Source organism: Chitinophaga sp. YR573 (assembly GCF_900110995.1).
GTDB lineage: Bacteria > Bacteroidota > Bacteroidia > Chitinophagales > Chitinophagaceae > Chitinophaga.
In genome coordinates this window covers 4444636-4463149 of sequence record NZ_FOJF01000001.1, presented here as the reverse complement: position 1 = coordinate 4463149, position 18514 = coordinate 4444636, and the positions used below count along the sequence as shown (strand labels likewise).

The following is an 18514-nucleotide window of genomic DNA, read 5'->3' as shown; positions in this document are numbered from 1 at the left end:
ATACACCGGCAGTCCCTGACAGTTAATTTTTATCGCATCAGCATCACATAACCATTTATCGTATGCCATGTACCGTTAGATTCCTGTACCTTCAGGGTATAGTAATACGTACCAGCATTCAGTCCCTGTCCGTCCCAATCTCCCTGGTAATTCCTGCTTTTATAGAGCACATTATTCCAACGGTTGAAAATGATGACCTCATTCTGTGAATATTTTTCCAATCCTTTAATCACTAACTTATCATTGTTACCATCTCCATTAGGCGTAATCACATTAGGAATGTCCAGGTTATTGGGTGTTACTGTTACATTTACTGCTACCACATTACTCCAGTTACCGGCACCATCCTGCACCTTATAAGTAAATGCATCAGGACCGGAATAACCCGCTGCTGGTGTATACTCTACTGTTCCATCTGCATTCACCTTTACAGTTCCGTGCGCAGGCTGATCTACTATTTCCAATGTTGAAGGCACTATCGGACTTGCGCCTTCACCTGGTGTATCGTTGTTAAGTACCGGTATTGTAACATTCTCACCTGCTTTAAGTGTTGTTACGTCAGCTGTTGCTACAGGCGGTGTTGTTGCAGGAGCGGTTACTGTTACATTTACTGTTGCCACATTGCTCCAGTTGCCTGCACCATCTTCCACCTTATACGTAAATGCATCTGGCCCGGAATAACCAGCTGCTGGTGTGTACACTACTGTGCCATCTGCATTCACTGTTACTGTTCCATGTGCTGGTGGAGTTACGATTGTCAGTGTCGAAGGCACTATCGGATTTGTTCCTGCATTGTCATTGTTCAGCACAGGAATCGTTACATTATTATCTGCGGAGAGTGTTGTTGCATCATCTGTAGCTACCGGTGGTGTAGCTGGAGGAGCTGTTACTGTTACGTTTACTGTTGCTACATTGCTCCAATTACCAGCACCATCGCTCACCTTATATGTAAATGCATCTGGCCCGGAATAACCCGCTGCTGGTGTATACTTTACTGTACCATCTGCATTCACCTGCACTGTTCCATGGACAGGTGGAGTTACTATTGTCAGTGTTGAAGGCACTATCGGATTTGTTCCTGCATTGTCATTGTTCAGCACAGGAATCGTTACATTATTATCTGCTGTAAGATTCGTTACATCATCTGTCGCTACTGGTGGTGTAGCAGCAGGAGCTGTTACTGTTACGTTTACGGTTGCTACATTGCTCCAATTACCGGCACCGTCCTGTACTTTATATGTAAATGCATCAGGCCCGGAATAACCCGCAGCTGGCGTATACACAACTGTGCCATCTGCGTTCACTGTTACTGTTCCATGTGCAGGCGGAGTTACGATTGTCAGTGTCGAAGGCACTATCGGATTTGTTCCTGCATTGTCATTGTTCAGCACAGGAATCGTTACATTATTATCTGCTGTAAGATTCGTTGCATCATCTGTAGCTACTGGCGGTGTAGCTGGAGGAGCTGTTACTGTTACGTTTACTGTTGCTACATTGCTCCAATTACCAGCACCATCGCTCACCTTATACGTAAATGCATCAGGCCCGGAATAACCCGCAGCTGGCGTATACACAACTGTGCCATCTGCGTTCACTGTTACTGTTCCATGTGCAGGCGGAGCCACTATTGTCACAGAGGAAGGCACTATAGGATTGGTACCTGCATTGTCATTGTTCAATACAGAAATGGTGACATTATTACCTGCAGTGAGAGTTGTTGCATCATCTGTAGCTACTGGTGGTATAGCTGTTACTGTTACGTTTACTGTTGCTACGTTGCTCCAGTTACCAGCACCATCGCTCACCTTATATGTAAATGCATCAGGACCGGAATAACCCGCTGCTGAGGTATACTTTACTGTACCATCTGCATTCACCACTACTGTTCCATGTGCAGGCTGAGCCACTATTGTCACAGAGGAAGGCACTATCGGATTCGATCCTGCATTATCATTGTTCAGCACAGGGATGGTGACATTATTATCTGCGTTGAGGGTTGTTGCATCATCTGTAGCTACCGGTGGTGTAGCTGGAGGCGCTGTTACTGTTACGTTTACTGTTGCTACGTTGCTCCAATTACCGGCACCGTCCTGTACTTTATATGTAAATGCATCTGGCCCGGAATAACCCGCTGCTGGTGTGTACACTACTGTGCCATCTGCATTCACTGTTACTGTTCCATGTACAGGCTGAGCCACTATTGTCACAGAGGAAGGCACTATCGGATTTGTTCCTGCATTGTCATTGTTCAGCACAGGAATCGTTACATTATTATCTGCGTTGAGAGTTGTTGCATCATCTGTAGCTACTGGTGGTATAGCTGTTACTGTTACATTTACCGTGGCCACATTACTCCAGTTACCAGCACCATCTCCCACTTTATATGTAAATGCATCAGATCCGGAATAACCAGCAGTAGGTGTATACTTTACTGTACCATCTGCATTCACCACCACCGTACCATGTGCAGGCTGAGCCACTATTGTCACAGAGGAAGGCACTATCGGATTGGTACCTGCATTGTCGTTGTTAAGTACAGAAATTGTTACGTTACTATCTGCATTGAGAGTTGTTGCATCATCTGTAGCTACTGGTGGTGTTACAGGAACCGCTGTAATAGACGGTGCCGTACATGCCGCACAAGTCGCATCCGGATCAGGGGTACTGCTTGTTACGGCCGCGGTGTTACTTAAGCTACCGCTAAAAGTACCCGGCGTCTGTACCGTAATAGTATAAGTGACTACCGCACCATTAGGCAGGGTGGTAATTATTTCATTCAGATCACCAGTACCACTGGTAGTAGGAAGTGTTACCGTTCCGGTAGTTACATCAGCTGTCCAGGAACTGATGGTAGTCCCGGTGGGAGCCACATCTGTGACGTTTACATTTGTTGCATCACTTGGACCATTGTTGGTTACAACAATTGTATAAACCACTGCGTCGCCGGGAGTGAAACTTGTCTGAGTAACATTCTTCAAACTTTTCACTGTAACTATATCTGCACTGGGAGTTACTGTAACTGAATTATTGTATTTAATATTATTACAAGACTCTGTACTGGTGCCATTCAAACATTCCACATGAGGATCTGTAGGAGGAACAGCTGCATCAGGATTTGTAGCATCAGGATCTGTCACATCATTTGGCCGCATTATACTGGCTTCCATATTTATAGTACTTCCAGCCAGCGCCGCCCCAGCCTTACCTGTGACATTAAAGGTAATAACACAACCATTGGGTAAATCCAGCAATGCGGTATAATTACCTGAACCATCTATCGCCGGACTATTCACAGTACCACAGCTGGTAGTGAAAGTTACATTTGAGATAGTAAAGCCTGCAGGTACTTTAAATGTAAACGGAGCTCCACTTACATCACTGGGGCCATTATTAACAACTGAAACCGTATAAGAAACTGGTTGTCCTGCCGCTACTGTTGTAGCGGAACCAGCGGGCGCCACACTTTGTACAGCCAGATCTGATTGCCTGATACTAAGCGTAGTACTCTGGCTGACCATATCTCCCAGGATATAAGTCCAGGTATCCATGGTCCTGTTATTCCCGTAATTACTACTCCATTTATGCCCGTTAGTGTTGCTGGAAATACCGGTACCGCTATTACCATTAAACTGTGGGGAAGATGCCCCTGTACCTCCCGCAAAACCACTATCATCCCAGTAAACGTCATCACTTTTTACAGACCCGTCATCATTCAACTGTTCAAGGATAGTACCATTAGGATTATACTCTACGTCAATAAAGGGGAAATGCACCTCTGCCCCCTGCAACTGTATGTTTGCAGTAACAGACGCATTACCCAGAGAAGGAGCCGTTCCTGCACCATCCTTACCATCCCAGAACACGGAATTGCTGCCCGCCACTGCCGATCCGATGATCGTCCGCGTTACAAAACTGCCTGAACCTGTTAAAGTGACCCGGAAAGTACCTGCCTGGTTAGCATCAAACTTAATATAAGCACCCTTGCTGCTCACCTGTCCGGTAGTTCCTTCCACTCCATCAATACTGATACCGCTTACAGTAGGTATTACCTTAGGCACTTTAAGCCAGGTACTGCCTCCTCCCGGTAAAGCAGCTGATTGTGGCAGATCAGCAGCTGGTGTTGTGTAAAATATTTTCTGGGTAATGCTCTGAGCACCATCTACAGTTCTCGGATCTTTAGTAGGGATGTTGGCAGTAGCATTTAAACTCTTATAGGATGGAGGTGCAGCATCACCAGTACCGGTGGTAATCCCCTTGTTATTTACAAAAAAGACAAAACCGATACCGGCCTGTCCGTTATTGTTCACCTTATAAGTATAACCATCACTTGTTTGTACAAATAATTTACCGTAGTAACTTCCATTGGTTACATACATATTCATTACGGTAGCATACACACGACCCGGAATAAGCGCACTGGAAGCGTCTATTACTGAAATATCCCAGGCAGCAATAGCATTTGTATTATTTTGTGTCCAGTTAGCATTGGCGGCTACGGTAGCCCCATTGGAAGTATTCTGGGTGAGATCGCCAGAGGGCAGCAATTCCACTTTCCATAAGCCACCCTGACTGCTACCCGCTACCTGTGTAAAAGGGGTATACCCTCCTACTGGCCCCAGGAGTTCCCCTGCACGATTAGCAATCTGGCCGGTAGCAGATCCTATTGTAGAAGTATATACCGTACCATCCGGCGCTGTAAACCTGATCTGTCCCTGGCCTACACCCTGCGCACTGGAAGCAGCTGCCACCGTTTCACCGGGATTAACAAATACATAGTGTGTACCTAATGATGTAAAAGGCCAGCCGGCGGAAACAGTACTGGTAGAACTCATTAAGAAAGCCCTGTCTCCTGTTGCACCACTGGGATAAAGGTCCTTTGAGCCATCTGCATAACTATTAAGACATGCGAATAAACACAACAACGTTAAAGCTGTTTTGTAAAATTTGTTCATAGATATCAAATAAGTTTTTAAAAGGATTTACCATGCAATTGCCTGGTATCAAAGGGATTTTCACAGGATAGCTTTTATCTTGTTCCAATATTGGGATATACTTTGTTTACGATTTTACACAGGTATTCATGACCGCCCGCTTAAATGGCAGTAAAAGGATTATCAATAAGTCTATTGTTTAATTTTTTAACAGTACATTACTCTTTAAAGAAGTTGTCCGTAAACAAACTATATATTTAACGGGGCAAAGGTAGATTCGGACCAATTATACATCTGTAGTAAGACCCTACTACAGATGTAGTAATAATACTACATTTAAATAGCGGTGTATAAGGAATACTCTCTATCTTTGCAACGCATTATGCCGGAATACCTGATGATCAATATCTTAGTTGCCGATGACCATTCGATTGTCCGTTATGGTCTTAAGAAGATAATAGCCAACCTCCCCATATCTGCCACCGTAACAACCGTTGAAGCATTCGATGATGTAATTGTTATGATGGCAAAACAATCCTTTGACTTGCTGATATTAGATATCAATCTGCCAGGAGGTAACAGTATTCAAATGCTGGACGCTGTGAAACTTCAGCAACCCGATACAATGGTGCTTATCTTTTCTGCATACGATGAGAAAATATTTGCTATTGATTATTTGCTGGCTGGTGCGGACGGTTATCTCAGCAAAAACTCTACAGAGGAAGAAACGAAACTGGCTATCCAAACACTTTTAAACCGGGAGAAGTACATGAGCCCATCCACCCGCCGGATGATGCTTAACAGATTAGACCAGCGGAAAGATCCGGAGACGAATCCCTTTGATGCACTTTCTATACGGGAAGTCGAAGTAATGAGCCTGTTAATGAAAGGCATTCCGTTATTAAAAATAGCGGAAATGCTGCATTTACAGATCTCTACCGTGAGTACTTATAAAACACGCATTTTTGCAAAACTGGAAATCAACTCTATCATAGAATTGCTGGAAAAAATCAGATTTTATAATATTTCTATCTGATAACAGTCAGTGTGATATCTACAACAGTTCCATAGCCGTTATTCGAACTTACGCTCATATTGCCATTGATCAGTTGTAAAAGCTCCATCACCATTATTAATCCAATACCATCATGGGAAGCCGGCTTGCCCTCCATAATGGGGACTCCCATTCTATATTGATCAATCCAGTTAATTATAGCTGGCGACATTCCTACCCCGGTATCAATAAACCGGATAAGTATCTCTTCCTCATTACAAAATGTTTCTAATTGTATAGACCCTTTCCGGGTATATTTTACAGCATTATCAATGAGATTATGTATTACTATCGCCAGCAGTTGCCTGTTAACCAGCACAACAGTATGAAGTGCTGTATTATTGATGATAGTAATTTCCTTGGCCCGGGAAACTACCCGGAAGATATTCGCTTTCTCTTCCAGCAGCTCTCCGAGATCTACCATTTCCAGAGATGAAACGTCATCCATGAATTGTGACTTCAGATACTGGATCAGGTTCTCTACAAGATGGAACATGCTGTACAGGCTTTCATAAATAACGTTCCGTTCATCTTTCCCGATCCCATTTCTCTGTTCATCTCCTTTGCCAATTACCTGCATCATATATTTCAACGGCGTTTTCAGATCGTGCGAAATAGCCGCAATTAATCGTTGCTGAATAAATCCCTGTCTGCGCAATTGCTGTTCAGAGGTCTGAAGATTGTCCAGCGTTTCTTTTAATTCGCGGGTGCGCTCCGTTACCCGCAATGCCAGTACCTGATTTTTACTTTCCACTCTCCTCACCCGTAACCAGGAGAATGCAAACCCCGCCAGCAGGACTGCAATCCCCATCAGTATCCTGAACCAGATGGTTTCATAGAATGCTTTCTCCACCAGAATAGTAAATACTTTTTCCGTTATATTATTTTTGCCAAAACCATTCAATTTACGGATCCGGAGAATATATTTTCCTGAATGCATAGATGAGAATTCTATGATCCTGTTAGTACTCATCTCTAACCATAGTTCCTTATCGTATTTTCCCTCCTCTTCCAGCGAATAATACAGATGTAAATTTTGGGGATCTCCGAAATACGGTGTGCTGATTGAAAGCCTTACATTCCGGAAATTGTCAGGCAGGTTAATGACTCCTTTCGCATCCATTATTTTTGCATCCAACTCTATCTGGTCTATAAATATTTCCCTCTCCGGCAACTCTGCCCGTATTTTAGAGGGGGTGAAATATACCAGACCATCCAGGGAGGGCAAAGAGATATCTCCGTTCTGCAATTGCAGCGCACAGGGTTGACAACCACCGTTGAATTCATTGGTATTAAAGCCCTGTTCTTTTCCATAATAAAGATAGAATAAGTCCTTCAGCCTCCCTGCTGCAAAATCCAGTGCATCCCGGTAACTTGTCTGAAAGAGTCCGTTATTGGTCGTGATCCAGAGATAGCCCTGATCATCCATCACAATGCAATGGGCCGTTTCCAAATATTTTTTCTGATCCGCCGGAAGATTTACAAGACGTCCGTCTTTATACAGAAAGACCCCGTGATCATAAGTTGTGATCCATACTTCCTTATCTGAAGGTGCATAAAGGCTTCGTATATAAAGATTGTTAAGTCCTGGTACAGTATCAATCTTACGCGTTGATAAATCAATACGTGACAACCCCTTTTGCGTCGCAGTCCATAACACATGCTGATCACCCCTGGTGATATAGGTAATATCTTTCACTACTGCCGTGTATAATTGCAGTTGTGGACTGTCAGCCGCTGTTTCCAGAAAATATAATCCGCTTCTTTTCATTCCTACCCACAAACGGCCATTCTTATCTATATATAACTGGTTAATTTCATCATCTAGTTTTTGTTTCCATAACAGAGTCGTAAAATCGCCGTTAAACTTCAATAATTCTTTATGGTTTTTGTACCAGTAGTTCCCGTTAAAATCCCGTGTGATACTATATCTATCAGGGAACTCTACTTTACTCAGTCGTGGCGCCAGGGTCTTTTTTCCGGTAATGGGGTCCAATACCATCCCCAGCGGTGTTACAATACTATGCTCTCCGAAGGGAGCCTGTGCATAATATACTTCATCTTCTTCTCTTCCGGCTTTTAAGCACCTGAACTGCTGCTGGCTGCATATATACAATCCCCTGGTAACACTACCCAGGAAAATCCGGTGATGTATTTCATCATGATAAACAGCTAAAATCCTGTTCTTCTTAAAATCCAATCCTCTCATGACCAATGTGGACCGTATGGTAGATGAGTCAGACAATTCCAGTCTGTAGAAGGACTCATCTAAATAAAGGAACAATTGTCCGGCCCCAAAATTCCAGTATATTTCCGGTTGTTTTTTAAGAGAGTGCCATCCGGGATTCTGTAACAGATCTCCTGTGAGATTGAGCTTATAAGCTCCTTCCCGTTTAAGCAGGATGAATTGCCCGTTTTTTTCAAAATAACAAAGCTGATCCTTCAGTGTAAATGAGCGACCTGGATAGGGATGCGGGTAGCTCATTTTGTAACGTTCCATCCCTCCTTTCATAAATCTGATGGTATCCCCTCTGATATCAAAATATGCATCCGATTCTGCAGGTATCAGATAACTGGCTGCACGGGCCTCATTTAAAAACACGTTGGGCAAGCCATTAACAGGATAAATATTTGATACATCATTGAACCACAGGTAATCAAAATCTCCAGGAGCAGTAACAAGTAAATCTGCCCTTCCATTGTGAACAGCCATCACCTCATTCCTTATTGTCCTTGCCAGGATACCATTTTTCTTTGCGTTGGGATAAATATAATGCATACGGCTGCTTTGTATGCCAGTATTGCTGGTGCCGAAATTCAAAAAACGGTTCCCGTCAAATCTTACCAACCCATTTTCAGTAGCCATCCATATAAACCCATTTTCATCCGGCATAATGTATTTTACACTGTTCTGCGGTAGTCCGTCCTGGTCAGTAAAGTGATGTATGGTATATGGCTCCTGTTGCTGATTGGCAAAAGACAGGTTTATCTGTATCAGGATAAAGGAAAGGGATAAAATGAATTTCATTCGAACGTTCTTGTTTACTACGGCACTCTCAATATTTAACCGGTCTTATTTGCCAAGTAATTTATCTACGCTGGCTTTTCCCGGTCCTGCGAAGAGGATAACTAAGAACGCACAGAGATACATGATGGGTAATTCCCTATCTCCTATTGAGGCATGTTGTTTTATCATAAAAACGACTACACCCATGGTAATTACCAGTGGGATAGCTGCCAGACGGGTTAGTAATCCCAATACTAATAAAATAGAACAGATCCCTTCCGCAAAGGCTACCAGTGAGAAGGACAATGTTGAACCTATCTTAAAAGGATCAGGGAAGCCATATCGTAAGGTGGAGTATTTTATCAGCTTTTCATAACCATGCTGAAAGAAAATCAACCCGCCAAATACTACGCGAAGCAGGAAAAGAGAAAGGTTTACTGATCCGTTTGTGTAGCCTGTGGAAAATAGTTTTTTCATATAGACAGATTTGATTCACAAAAATAATTATCCCTCAAAACATGCTGGATGTTGCGGGCCAAAAATAGAATTAATTATGATTATCTCCACTTGACAATTATATCTGAAATAATATAATCAAATTTTTGAATACAAAAAACTGGATAGTTTATACTAATTACGTTAATATTGTATTAGCCCAACATTATCTGCTTAGATAATGATATTGATAACCATACTGTGTTTTGATAACCATATTGCTGCTTAAATAATGATACTGCTGCTTAATTAATCATACTGTGTCAGATAACTATGCTGCTGCTTAATTAATGCCGGATAACCATCTGCATAGATACTTGTATTGCTGCTTAATGACCATATAACCTATAATCATTGAAAAACCCATGATTCTCCTGGTTAGCCAATTCACCTTTTAATTAACACCAATGAAAACCCAACATCTGAAAACTTCCCTCTTAGTAGTTTGTGTTCCATTATTCATCTGGAGCTGTAAAAAAGACCAGCAGAATAGCCAGGAACAACAACCTCAATCAAATGTGAATCAAGCACGTGTTCGTGAACAACTAGATTCTACCATCACGTTCTGGAATGGACAGGCGGTAGTAGATATCAAGCTCACCGGTTATCGTTTTATTAACGAAACCATCAATCCTGAACTATTAAGAAGTACAAAAGAACAATTATTGAATGAGGATAATCTGATACCATATTTTGATGGTACAGATGCATCGTCTTTCACCCTGCGTACTATCAGCGAAAGGAACCAGGAACTCACAACTGCACGTCAGGCCGGAGATGAGAAGGCTGTGGATCTCCGTGTAAAGTTAGGTTCTGCTCTTGATACTTTAGTCCGGCTGGGACAAGGTCTTGTAGAACTAACCTGGAGCAGTAAAGGAAAACAATTCACTACAACAGCTGTGTATAATGCACAGGGACTTGTTTATGATAATGTACTGGCAAACATGTTTCTTCTGAAAGAAGATAATTCGGACTCAAAGGATAGTAATGCCAGGACTGCCTATACATCAACAGTTAGAAATGTTACGATTAAATGGTTATGGGGTAGCACACGCGGGAAAGTAGTGATTAAACATACTATCCTTGTAGAGAATGGAAAGATAGTCGCCCATTCAGGTTCTACTGATGCATGGATGAATGTAGGAAGTGCTGCTGCTAAATGGGCCCGTTATAAACGTACCAATACTTACTCACAAATTTCCTGGGGATATGGATGGGCTACGCCTACCGCTGACTTCGAGATTAAAGCCAGCAAGGATCCTGTAGAGTTTACCGTGTCTTTAAGTGGCGTTGGCTCTAAAGGTCGTGGTAGCGGAATCCACCTTTATTATTTGAATTAATCTCAGAAGTCACACTTTCTCCGTTGGCTAACCGGACGCCAAAAGCATATACGTTCTTACAGAATGTATATGCTTTTGGTGTGTCTGCTACCTTATCCTTCTCCGTAACAGGAATTCCACCTGCAACCGCCTGCCTAAATCACTGGCAGACTTATTCAACGGGACAGCAGTACGCAGTCCCATTTGCCATTTGGGAATATCATAATGCAATTCAATAGTACCGGTAAATATAAAACGGGGATACCCTTTCCAGTCGTCTTTTGTAGCCGCAAGAACGGTAGTCGTATCGTACTTTGTTTGCGTAACAATTGCCTTCTGCCACCAGGCCCCTCCTATACCGCCACTGATAGTCCAGTTTTTATACAGCGGATAATGGTATTGTAAGGTGATCCCTGATCCAAATTGTTTAACCATCTTTCTTTTAACAGTGACGCCCAGCGTATCCCCCGGTGCAGTGCTATCTGGATTTGAAGGTGAAACAGTCAGTGGTAACAGCAGACTGGTAAATGGTTGCAGATCTGCGGATACAGATGATTTTCCTATCTTCTTTTCTATACGTATTGAAGGGATTAAATTCCTGTAAAACTGGTTGTTGCCTTTAGGATCAGCCGAATAATACTTACTACCGTAGAGTGGTATAGGCGTGTTTAATTGTCCCCAAAAACTCCATGTCCTTACCTTTGGATGATCTTTTTTATCAGCTGTCTGAAGAGGTGATATCTGCATATCTTTATGCATTAATTTCTTCGGATCTTCTTTATGTAAAGGAAGAGTAGATAAATTTAATGCTGTACGGGAAAATCCGGGAGAAGAACCATATATCCAGGGAGTTCCGGGAGCAGAAGAAGGAGTTCCTGCAAATGAGTTTTGATTATCATCTGTAATAAAATCTTCTTTCTGTTTCTCTGTTTTATGCTTCTGATTCTTTTTACCTGTGTTTAGTATCTCTGTTTTATGTTTATTATTTTTTGTACTTGTTATCTCTTTTTTATTCTTGTTATCTGCATTTAGGATCTCTGTTTTATTCGCATTATTTCTTGTGTCTGATATGTCTTTTTTATTCCTATTATTTGTATTTACTATCTCTGTTTTATTCGCATTATTTCTTGTGTCTGATATCTCTTTTTTATTCCTATTATTTGTATTTAGTATCTCTGTTTTATTCGTATTATTTTTTGTATCTGATATCTCTCCGGTCTTTACATCTGACAGATGATTTTTATTAATTTCTGATATAGTATCTGCATTGATCAAAGAATTATCAACTGATATATTATGAGCAACTTTATTTTGTTTATTATTTACATATAGACTAGCATCATCCTGTCCTTTCAAAGAAATCTTTGAAACACTTTCCTCTCCCCCTTTTAAAGAAAACATCAGCATCACCATAACGAGCACCTTCAGCCCCGGCAACCTGTTATATCTAACAGACGTCACCGGCAACTCAGCATCCAGCAATTGCTCCATGCCTGCCCAGGCCCGATCCACAGAAGGGATCGGGATAGGCGGCTTGCCCCCCTCTGACATTTCTTTATTTAAATAATGCTCATCCACTATACTGGAATTATTTTTTAGAATGATATTTCAGCAACACAGGTTTCATCTTCATCCTGGTTTCACTCAGGTGCCATTTCACTGTTCCTGCACTTAATTGTAATTGTCCACAAATCTCATTAATCGAAAAGCCCTCTAAGTAATACAACACACATACAGCCCTTGTCCCTGGTGGTAATACCTGTAATAACTGGTAGATATCCTTCCATTCCAGGTCTGAAAGAGGATTATCAGCACCGGCAATAACAAGGTCTGTCATATCTGAAGAAGTAAATGTGTAGGTATGATCCCTTTTCAGTTTATCACAAGCCGCATTCCGCACAATAGTATATACCCAGTTAAAAAATGCCCCCTTATCCTCATTATACTGTCCAATGTTCTTAAAAACTTTCAACATTCCATCATTCAAAGCTTCCACTGCGTCATTTTCATCTTTAAAGAATTTTTTGCATAAGAGGTACAGGGCCGGGTAAAACTTACGATAAAGTTTTTCCTGACCACCACGATCATTAATCAAACACTTATGAATCAATTCCTGAATGTCTTCCAACTGATGCCTTACATATATGCGTACAGAACAAGGTGTTATTATCAAGCACTTAAACCGGTCACAAAAGTGACCGGCAATATTTAAATGCTTACATAAAAATACTGACCCAATTTAATCAGCTCTTAAACGAAAATATTTTACCAATAGTTACATTATCCATGTCTTACAGATAATGAATCATGGTTAGGGAAGCTGTCTATCGGTGGATATACTGGTGGATATACCGGTGGATTAAAAGGCGTATCTATCGGATTGTGAGGAAATGTATCGTACGGTGGGTACGGCACTGTATCATGCGGGAAATGAGGAATTGTGTCATGCGGAATCGTATCGTGCGGATGACAATGAACGGAATCATGTGGTAATGAATCAGTTGGGTGATGAGGTATGGTATCTGTTAAGGTATCTTTCAAGCCTAAAGCATTTAAAGTAGGGTTGATAGAACTTTCCTTTTTACAGGATGTGAGATATGCCATCGCTGCCGTGATAACTAATAAAAAACAAAGCATTTTCTTCATAGAATTGTGATTTACCATTATAAACTGGTAACAAAAGACTAAAGGTTGGGTAGTTTGAGAAAAAAATACTTTTAGCCCTACCACAGGCGTTATCATTGAAATTCAGGTTCATAGTGAGAAATTGGTTTGATTCTTGAGAAGTTAAACCTTTCCCGAAATAGCTATATTTGCTCCTGTTTATGTTACCCTGAAGGCATTACGTATTGATTCTGAATGGAAAATAATTCCGTTCAGGATTCGTTTTAAAACGCATATTTAAGTTTATAACAGGTTAAAAGCATGCAATTAATAAGAAAGTTTCTTGTTCCAGGACATTTGTTTTTATTCATGATTACCCTGGGTATACTGACTGTACCTGCGGCAAAAGCCCAGCAAACAAGGATCTACACAGATCCTGATAAAGTATTTAAAGATGCCCAGCAGCTTTTCCAACAGGAGAAGTACGCAGTTGCCATGCAGCTGTTTAAGCAAACCATCGATAATATCGGCTACTTCCAGGAAACCAGCCGTAGCCTGGTGAAAACAGACGCTGTATATTATTATACCGTTTGTGCCCTGAAACTGGGACAACCTAATGCTGAAAAACTGGCGCTCGACTTCCTGGCCCTTTATAATAACAATGCCCGGGAACAACTCGTTAGTTATCAACTGGCTAAATACTATTTCCACCAGAATAAGCTGAAAGAAGCCATTCCCCTGTATGAAAAGGCCAACATAGAAAATCTTTCCAACAGCGAAATCGCAGAAGCCAAATTCGAACTGGCCTATTGCTATTTCAACGTGAAAGACTTCCAGAAAGCACAGCCTCTATTCGGGTCTATCAAGGAAATCCCCGGTAAATATTATATACCGGCCAATTACTACTACGGCTTCATCGCTTATTATAATCATCAGTACATAGATGCATTGACCAGCTTCCAGCGTGTAGTCAATGATCCTAAATACAGCAATATCGTTCCTTACTATATTGCCGAAATCTATTACTTCCAGGGTAAACGCGATCAGTTGATCAGCTATGCAGAACCTCTTGTGAAAAAAGGCGGCCTGTATTATGAAGCTGAAATGAAACAATTGCTGGGACAGGCTTACTTCGAAAGAAAAGAGTATCAGAAAGCACTGAACTATCTCCAGGAATACCAGGATAATGCAGAATCTGTACGGAAAGAAGATATCTACCAGCTGTCTTACAGTTACTACCAGACTGGCAACTTCGCCAAAGCGATCAGCGGATTCAAACAACTGAGCAGCGAGAAAGACTCACTGGGACAAAACTCCATGTACCTGCTGGGAGATTGTTACCTGCGTACCGGTCAGAAAGCCAATGCACGTAACGCCTTCGCCTTCTGCGCCCGTAACAGCGCTAATGCACAGCAACAGGAAATTTCCCGCTTCAACTACGGCAAACTCTCTTATGAACTGGGCTATCAGGATGCTGCTATCACGGAGCTGACCAGCTTCGTAGGCACCTATCCGCAATCAGCCTATAATAAGGAAGCCCGCGAGATACTCGTTAACCTGCTGGTGAATACCAACAACTATAAGGATGCCCTTTCTATTATAGAAAACATCCCCGACAAAACACCTACCGTACAGAAAGCCTACCAGAAAGTGGCATATGGACGCGCTACAGAGCTGATCAACGACCAGCAACTGGCAGAAGCAGACCGGCTGCTGGATATCGCGCTTAAAAATCCTTACGATAATAATGTAACGCAACTGGCCCATTTCTGGAAAGCAGAAATAGCCATGCGTCAGAATAATACTGATGCCGCTATCTCCCACCTGAACACCTACCTTACCGGTGCTGTTCCTGCTTCCGGAGAAGCCAATGCACAAACGGCCAGTTATAATATGGGTTATAACCTGCTGAAAAAAGAAGATTATACAAGAGCATTACAGCATTTCGAAGCGGCACAAAGGACTACCGGTCCGAATGCAGCCCGTATCACCAATGATGCTATCATCCGTAGTGCTGACTGTTACTACATGCTGAAAGACTATCCAAAGGCGACTGCATTGTACGACAAGATCATCAACGGTAACCTGCCAGGTTCTGATTACGCTACCTATCAGAAAAGTATCATCCTCGGCATACAGGGTAAACAGGCAGAGAAACTGAGCATGCTGAAACAACTGGGTGATAAATTCCCAACGTCTAACTTCAGCAATGATGCAGACCTGGAAATCGCCAATACTTATCTTGCCCAGGAAAAATATACAGAAGCGATCCCTTATCTGGACAATGTACTACGGAAACAACCTAATGGTCCGAATGCACCAAGGGCATTGCTGAAGCTTGGATTATGCTACTACAATAAAGATAATGAGGATAAAGCGCTGACCTATTACCGTCAGGTAGTAGAGAAGTTCCCTAACTCTCCTGAAGCAAATGAAGCCCTGAGCAGTGTGAAAGATATTTATGTAGGACAGGGTAAAACAGATGCTTATGTGGCTTTATTAAAATCTACCGGCAGAACGGTGAGCACCTCTGTAGAGGATTCCCTCACGTATGCTACGGCAGAAAGTAAGTTCATGAGCAATGACTGCGCAGGCGCTACCGTTGCTTTCAACAACTACTTACAGAAATATCCTAACGGACAGTTTGTGTTACCGGCTCAGTTCTATAAATCAGAATGTGCCTATAACAACAAGGATTATACAAATGCCTTACCGGGTTATGAGTTCGTGTTATCAAAGAATAACAGTCTGTATGCAGAACGTTCTGCCTTACAGGCAGCCAACATCAACTTCTTCCAGCAGAAGAACTATGAAAAGGCCCGTACTTACTACCTGCAGTTACAGGACCTTTCCACTACCAAGGAAAATACCTTCACCGCTACCCGTGGCCTGCTGCGCAGCAACTACCAGTTGAAACACTGGGATGAGGTGAGCAATTATGCAGAGATACTGTTGTCCAGTTCCAACATCAGTACAGATGATCAGATTACCGGTCATTTTTATCTGGGTCGTGCAGAGCAGGAACAGAGCCAGTATGATGACGCTATTAAAGAATACAAAGTGGCTGCCGGTATGACCAAATCCGAGATTGGCGCCGAAGCCCGTTATAATATCGCCTGGTGCCTGTTCCAGAAAAATGATCTGACCAATGCCGAGAAAGCCGGTTTTGATGTGATCAAGAACACACCGGGTTATGAGCAGTGGGTAGCTAAATCCTATATTCTGTTAGGAGACATCTATGCACAGCAAAAGGACTATTTCAATGCGAAAGCCACTTATCAGAGTATTGCTGAGAATTGCACCATCCCTGCGTTGAAACAGGAAGCAAAAGATAAACTGGCCAAAGCAGAAGCTGACGAAAAATCAGCATCTAAAATGAAATCCAATAAATAATTTACCGAATTACGATCAGCATGAACGTGTATATCAAACATATAAACCGTTTTTTGACAGTGGCAGGATGTGTTTTCCTGCAACAACAGGCACATGCCCAGGAAACGCTCAAGCAGGAAACCATCGACATCATTTCCAATTACAGGCCCAAGCTGCGGGATGCGGCTAAACTGAACCTGACGGCTTCCCTGCCGGGTTTTGATACTACCCGTCCCAAGTTACAGTACCAGGTACCTGCGCTGAACCTGTACTTTATGTACCAGCCGGTTCCCCTGAAACCACTGGCACTGGGGAAGGATTCTCTGGATAAATTACAGAACAACTTTATCAAAGCAGGCTTTGGTAATCTTAGCACACCACTGATACAGGCAGGTTTTGGCAGTGGCAGGAATGATAAGTACAACTTTGGGATCTATGGTAGTTATACCGGTTCCAAAGGGGATATCAAAAACCAGGACTACAGTGCGCTGAACGTTCTGGCCTCCGGTACCTACTTCACTCCTATCCTTGAAGTAAACGGTGCCATCGGTTTTGACCGTAATGAAGTGCATTATTATGGCTACGATCATAGCCTCTATACTTTCAGTAAAGGCGATGTGAAACAGGCTTTCAGTCAGTTCACCGCACAGGCAGGCGTGAAGAACCGTCCTTTGAACGACTGGGCCTTCAAGTTTGAACCATCTGCCAAATTCATCTACTTCTCCGACTCCTACAAACGTAAAGAGCCTACCGTGATCATTAAAGTACCGGTGAGCAAACAGCTGTTTGAGGACATTTATATCCGTGCTGAAGGCGTGTTTGACCTGTCTTCCTATAAACAGGATGATCAGCCTCAGTTCAATAACAACGTAGTGGCTATACATCCTGCCCTGGAAATCATCAAACCAAGGTTTGTATTACATGCAGGTGTAAATCCTACCTGGACTAACAAGAAGTTCTACCTGTTGCCGGATATCGTGAACGAATCACATATCATCTATAAGAAGGTAATCCTGAGCAGCGGATGGACCTCTTACATCAATAAGAACAGCTATCGCAACCTGGTTAACCAGAATCCGTTCCTGGCTTCTTATGGTTCCGGTATCCTCAATACCCGTGTAGAAGAGAAATACACCGGTATCAAAGGAACGCTGGGCAGTCACTTTAACTATAATACCAAGTTTGCCGCCGTTACTTATTACAATATGCCGTTATTCGTGAATGACAGTCTGGATGGTAAAACTTTTTATACAAAGAACGAAGAAGAGCTGAAAGCATTTAATTTGCATGCAGAGGTTGGTTATATCCAGGAAGAGAAATTCCAGGTACGTGCAAGTGTTGACTGGTTCAATTATACCAAGCAGAAAACGGAAGTAAAACCATGGGGACTGGTGCCTTTCCAATTCGATGCCTTTGCGCAATACACGATTGCAAAGAAGCTGCATCTCAATACCAACCTGTATTTCCTGGGTAGCAGTTACTACCAGTTACCGAATAAAGACTTTGCAAAAAACAAGAGTGCATGGGACATGAATGCAGGGGCTAATTACGATATAGGTAAGAATTTTAATCTCTGGATAAATGCAAATAATCTCTTTAATTCGCACTATCAAAGGTGGAATGGATATCAATCTTATGGGTTGAATTTGGTCGGGGGTGTGATGATTAAATTTTAAAGTTGTAAAATTGCGCTCTGAATGGCTAATTGGGTATATTAGATAACCCAATTAGC

The 18514-nt window shown here is 42.2% G+C and carries 10 protein-coding genes; 4 read left to right on the top strand and 6 right to left on the bottom strand.

The genetic code is table 11. The features are described from left to right. Window positions 1-29: 29 nt before the first annotated feature. Window positions 30-4952: an Ig-like domain-containing protein gene (locus tag BMW86_RS18585; RefSeq protein ID WP_089783210.1), complete on the bottom strand. Its 4923-nt coding sequence runs from the start codon at window positions 4950-4952 to the stop codon at window positions 30-32. Window positions 4953-5301: 349 nt separating this feature from the next. Between BMW86_RS18585 and BMW86_RS18580 the strand changes: the two genes are divergently transcribed. Continuing rightward, window positions 5302-5967: a response regulator gene (locus tag BMW86_RS18580; protein ID WP_143056618.1), complete on the top strand. Its 666-nt coding sequence runs from the start codon at window positions 5302-5304 to the stop codon at window positions 5965-5967. Here BMW86_RS18580 and BMW86_RS18575 read toward each other — a convergent pair. Both BMW86_RS18575 and BMW86_RS18570 read right to left on the bottom strand, forming a co-directional pair. Beyond that, window positions 5960-9013: an ATP-binding protein gene (locus BMW86_RS18575; protein WP_089783208.1), complete on the bottom strand. Its 3054-nt coding sequence runs from the start codon at window positions 9011-9013 to the stop codon at window positions 5960-5962. The two genes, BMW86_RS18580 and BMW86_RS18575, sit on opposite strands and share 8 nt — an antisense overlap. A 45-nt stretch (window positions 9014-9058) precedes the next feature. Further along, on the bottom strand, window positions 9059-9469 hold the full coding sequence (locus tag BMW86_RS18570) for a DoxX family protein (protein ID WP_089783207.1): 411 nt from the start codon (window positions 9467-9469) through the stop codon (window positions 9059-9061). Window positions 9470-9894: 425 nt separating this feature from the next. On the opposite strand from BMW86_RS18570, the gene BMW86_RS18565 reads away from it, so the two are divergent. Further along, a complete protein-coding gene (locus tag BMW86_RS18565) occupies window positions 9895-10827 on the top strand; it encodes a hypothetical protein (protein WP_089783206.1) in 933 nt (310 codons plus the stop codon). A gap of 87 nt (window positions 10828-10914) precedes the next feature. Here BMW86_RS18565 and BMW86_RS18560 read toward each other — a convergent pair whose 3' ends face one another. The 3 genes from BMW86_RS18560 to BMW86_RS32565 form a co-directional block, all read right to left on the bottom strand. Then, a complete protein-coding gene (locus BMW86_RS18560) occupies window positions 10915-12357 on the bottom strand; it encodes a hypothetical protein (protein WP_089783205.1) in 1443 nt (480 codons plus the stop codon). A gap of 37 nt (window positions 12358-12394) precedes the next feature. Then, window positions 12395-12916, bottom strand: a complete 522-nt coding sequence (locus BMW86_RS18555; protein WP_410492560.1) for an RNA polymerase sigma factor — start codon at window positions 12914-12916, stop codon at window positions 12395-12397. A 170-nt stretch (window positions 12917-13086) separates the two neighbouring features. After that, window positions 13087-13452, bottom strand: coding sequence for a hypothetical protein (locus tag BMW86_RS32565; RefSeq protein ID WP_143056617.1), 366 nt, complete (start codon window positions 13450-13452; stop codon window positions 13087-13089). Window positions 13453-13731: 279 nt separating this feature from the next. On the opposite strand from BMW86_RS32565, the gene BMW86_RS18550 reads away from it, so the two are divergent. After that, entirely contained in the window at window positions 13732-16803 is a 3072-nt protein-coding gene (locus tag BMW86_RS18550; protein WP_089783204.1) for a tetratricopeptide repeat protein, read from the top strand. Between the two features lie 20 nt (window positions 16804-16823). After that, window positions 16824-18458, top strand: a complete 1635-nt coding sequence (locus tag BMW86_RS18545; protein WP_089783203.1) for a TonB-dependent receptor — start codon at window positions 16824-16826, stop codon at window positions 18456-18458. Window positions 18459-18514 lie beyond the last annotated feature (56 nt).